Origin of the sequence: Pseudoalteromonas luteoviolacea NCIMB 1942, from assembly GCF_001625595.1 — a bacterium.
Classification (GTDB): Bacteria; Pseudomonadota; Gammaproteobacteria; order Enterobacterales; family Alteromonadaceae; genus Pseudoalteromonas; species Pseudoalteromonas luteoviolacea_A.
Map to the genome: position 1 here is coordinate 1 of NZ_AUXT01000117.1, position 3,296 is coordinate 3,296.

Consider the following 3,296-nt stretch of genomic DNA (forward strand, 5'->3'; position numbering starts at 1 on the left):
CTCAATGTCACCTCGTCATAAGTCACTGGGTCACTATATCAGGCAGCATTGGCGTATTGAAAATAGTCAGCACTATGTATTGGGTGTTGTATTCAAAGAAGATAATTCACGAATAATGCTCGAAGGAGCAGTGGAAAATATGGCTTTATTTAGACGATTTGTGATGAATATTCTCAAGCAATGTGAATGCGGCGCACCTAGCCAGCGTAATAAACTCAAAAAAGCGGGTTGGAATGACGATTACAGAGCTCAAGTTTTCTTTGGTTAATATATATTCAAAGTATGCTCGGGCCCTGATGTGCTTTCGATGCTTCTTGAGTTTAGAGTCCAACCATCCCCCTAATCAAAATGACAAATATAACCATATAAAAAATATACTAATATAATAAATCCTTCATTTTGCGCTAAAGAGAAAGCGCTGCTTTCAACACCTTATAAAGTGGATGCGCGCTATAGGTAAATTAACAATATTGAGGAGCACAAAATGACTTATGCACGCATCTTACTATTATCTCTTTTGGGAGTATCGACTCCATTTATGGCTACAAGTAATGTAAAACTGCCACTACCAGTTATTGAGGAAACACATCAAATTGAACAACGCTCAATCGAAATAAAAGGTAGTTGGATGACATATTTAGAGCAAGGTGAAGGTAAACCGGTGGTTTTCGTTCATGGCAATCCAACGTCATCGTATTCTTGGCGAAATATTATGCCTTATATTGCTGATACGCATAGAGCCATTGCCGTTGATCTTATCGGTATGGGGGATTCGGGCAAGCCAGATATAGACTATACATTCAAAGAGCAATATCGATACTTCAGCCGTTTTATAAATCGGTTAGAGCTTGATGAAGTCATTTTAATCGGCCATGACTGGGGCGCGGCAATTGCTTGGCTCTATGCAAAAAAACACCCAAGAAAAGTAGCTGGGCTTGCCTTTATGGAAGGCGTTTTGCCACCACAATTTCCAGCTGAAAGCTATGAGAGTCTTGGCCCTGTCGCAGATTTTTTTAGAACATTGAGAGATCCTGTGTTGGGACCAATGCTAGTAATAGATCAAAATATGTGGATTGAACAAGCTTTACCTGCTTCGGTTAACCGGACGTTGGGCGATCAGGCAATGGACGCTTATCGTGCACCATACCTTGTACCAGAGTCTAGAAAGCCTTTGCTCGCTTGGCCTAATCAGCTTCCTATTGCAGGTGAGCCTACTCAAACAGACCGCTTAATGCGCGGTATCAAACGCTTTATGCGCAGAACTGACATGCCGACTTTGTATGTTTATGGCTCACCGAGTGTAGAGCGCTCGCCTCAAGTACTTGAGTGGTATGTTGAAAATATTGATGAATTAGAGACCTCTTATGTTGGGCAAGGGCTACATTACCTCCCAGAAGACCAGCCTGACGCAATTGGCCGCGCGCTTGAAGATTGGCTGCGCCGACTAGATGATTAACCTCTCTCCAGTGTAGTCTGCTACGTAAGTAGCCTCTGATAATCAGGGTCTACTTTGCTTTTTAAAGTCAATTCCCATTCCTTTTTGTTTGTAATTACAACAAAGGAAATGAAAACATCCTCCCTACTTTTACTAAAGCTGTATGCAGTAAGTATTAGAAACCGTCATCTTTGTACCCTTTACTTTCTTTTGTTGTGCGTTAGTGTATTGAGCTCAAATTTCTTCGTTGCTTATAAAAAAGGATTTAATGTGATAGCAGAATCACTCAAAATACTTTACATAGTTTCAGCTGCTTACGTTGTGTTTGTGACCATTGCATTGGCATTGATACAAGGTCGCTTGGCGGTAGACCAAAAGATCGCGCTATTTATATTTTGGTTGCTGCTTTCAACCCCTATGCTGGAATACATCGGTATCGCCTTTAATTATATGCCGTATCCGTTTATCGCATTTGTGCATTCTTCTCTGTTATTACTTGGTCCTGCAATATACTTTTACATCACGTATAAATCAGAAGCGCAATTTGATTACGCCCAATTACTGCTCCATTTGTTCCCGTTTGTTATCTTTTATACAGGCAGGTTGGTAGAACAAAAAGAAATCCCAACACTCTTAGCCTTACTGTACTTTTTGCATGTGCTTTTTTATCAATTTTTGCTCGTTAAAAAGACGTGGTTTAGTAAAGGTGGCACCACTAATCCGCACGCTCAGCAATTGATCGGTCAAAAAGCCATTGTTGTATTTTTTCTGGTCGTTTCTAGCGCATACTTTGCTCAAGTAACACTACATAAAATGGGTTCAGATTACTTGCGCTTACTTTGGGATCTGAGTAATACATTGACTTTTATTTATATTTTAATGCTCTCTAAAGGATTTATAGATATCGTAAAAATAAAGCGGAAAAAACCAACAAGAGTATTGGAGCTGGCACCAGATTTGGCAAATCAACAAAAAAAGCTATTGATCGATTTATTTGAAAAAGAGCAACTCCATTTGAAAAATGAATTATCGCTAAACTGCTTGGCTAAAGAATTAGATTTGACCAATAATCAGACATCTGAGTTGCTTAACGAGCACCTAGATACCAATTTTTACGAGTTCGTTAATAAATACCGGGTTTTTGAAGCCGCGCGAATGCTAAAGCTAGCTAGCAAAAAAACAAAAGTCTCAGAGTTGTATTTAGAAGCTGGGTTCAATAACAAAAACACCTTTTATCGCGAGTTTAAAAAAACCTTTGATATGTCTCCTGGTGAGTATAAAACGAGATTTAGCGAGGCCACAAAGCATTGATTTTTTTAAAGTGACCCCCTTAGATAGGTCTACTTTTGGAGTGGTGAAGGGCTGTATCCAAAACTGGGATAGTAATGATTAAAAATAACGCTGAAAGAGGTATTTATTTTTGGTTTAGGGATCCGATTATTGCTTAATTCAGGTAATGATAATGTACCAGTTCTACTTCGTTTTCTATTATCTTTAACGGTAAAATGCCCAGTCACGTTTACTAGGCACTTTCTATATCATGAATAAAATAGTAACGCTCGCACCACTACGTAATTGTGATGTAATTCACATCTGATAACCCCGGATAGATGCTGCACTTACCTGTAGCATAGACGTCTACTCGAGCCTTAGTCGTATGCGCAGCCAACGCCAATGAGAGCAGTGATTTCCCCATCGCAGTATCCCCTTTAAACTGCATACGTTTGCTAGTCAAAGTATGACAGCTGCCTTCTTGTTCATAGCTGTGCTTGCGTTTATTAATTTACCACAGCACTAAACAAGTTTCTAAACAGGAACAAGCAACACCAAAAACAATATACGCTGCTTTTGTTCAGGTATT

Annotated in this window: 4 protein-coding genes; 3 read left to right on the forward strand and 1 reads right to left on the reverse strand. The window is 39.4% G+C overall.

The window, feature by feature from the left end:
* The 3 genes from N482_RS06610 to N482_RS06620 all read left to right on the forward strand — a co-directional run.
* A partial coding sequence (locus tag N482_RS06610) for a transposase (RefSeq protein WP_196765321.1) occupies window positions 1–268 on the forward strand: 268 nt, incomplete at its 5' end.
* 216 nt (window positions 269–484) lie between these two features.
* The gene (locus N482_RS06615) at window positions 485–1,456 is read left to right on the forward strand and encodes a haloalkane dehalogenase (protein WP_081227797.1); all 972 of its coding nucleotides are present in this window, start codon (window positions 485–487) and stop codon (window positions 1,454–1,456) included.
* Between the two features lie 249 nt (window positions 1,457–1,705).
* Window positions 1,706–2,746 (forward strand): helix-turn-helix domain-containing protein, encoded by a 1,041-nt coding sequence (locus N482_RS06620; RefSeq protein ID WP_063376304.1) that lies wholly within the window; start codon window positions 1,706–1,708, stop codon window positions 2,744–2,746.
* A gap of 256 nt (window positions 2,747–3,002) precedes the next feature.
* On the opposite strand, the gene N482_RS24740 is transcribed toward N482_RS06620, so the two are convergent.
* Window positions 3,003–3,155 (reverse strand): hypothetical protein, encoded by a 153-nt coding sequence (locus tag N482_RS24740; protein WP_155730524.1) that lies wholly within the window; start codon window positions 3,153–3,155, stop codon window positions 3,003–3,005.
* Window positions 3,156–3,296: the final 141 nt, after the last annotated feature.